Origin of the sequence: Pseudoalteromonas sp. P1-7a (assembly GCF_001401855.1) — a bacterium.
Classification (GTDB): Bacteria; Pseudomonadota; Gammaproteobacteria; order Enterobacterales; family Alteromonadaceae; genus Pseudoalteromonas.
On record NZ_LKDU01000086.1, the window covers coordinates 1 to 669 of the forward strand.

1 protein-coding gene is annotated in these 669 nt (G+C 55.0%); it reads right to left on the minus strand.

Annotated elements, in window-relative coordinates; genetic code table 11:
- Positions 1–669: Ig-like domain-containing protein (locus tag AN389_RS19550; protein ID WP_200911315.1), on the minus strand; the 669-nt coding region annotated here is incomplete at both ends.

The window sequence follows — 669 nt, forward strand, 5'->3', positions numbered from 1 at the left end:
CAAGGCATTAATGCTAATGCTTGGCGCGGTGGTGTTCAGTGTTGCGGTTTCACTAACCGTGGTGGTATTACCGGCGTTATCGCTCACGCTCGCTTCAATGGTCAGCCCACCATCAGCCAGCGCATTTGGTACATCCGCTGACCAACTGCCATCCGCTTGCACTGTGGCGCTGAAGGTTTCTGTTGTCACCCCATCACTTACGCTGATACTAATCACCGTGCCTGCAGGTGCATTGGTGGTACCACTAATGGTTGGCGTGCTGTCGTTGGTCGCGCCCACGGTATCGAGTGTCAGTGTCGGTGCAAGGCTGTCTATGGTGCCCGACTGGGTCGCGCCGCCTGTATTGCCTGCCGCATCCGTAATACTGGCTTGCACACTGTAGCTACCATCAGGTAATGCTGGGCTCGTTGCTTGCCAGTTGCCGTTGGCATCAACCGTGGCGGTGATTGCGATATCGTCGCCGTTACTATCGGTAATAACAATATTGACAACAGTGCCTTGCGGCTCTGTTGAAGTACCACTGATGAGTGGCGTGCTGTCGTTGCCAAGTCCCAGTGCATCCACAGTGACAACCGGTGTAATGGTATCGACATTGCCACTGCTGTTGGCTGTGCTCTCATTGCCTGCCGCGTCGGTTATGCTGGCTGTGACAGTAAAGTCACCTTGCGC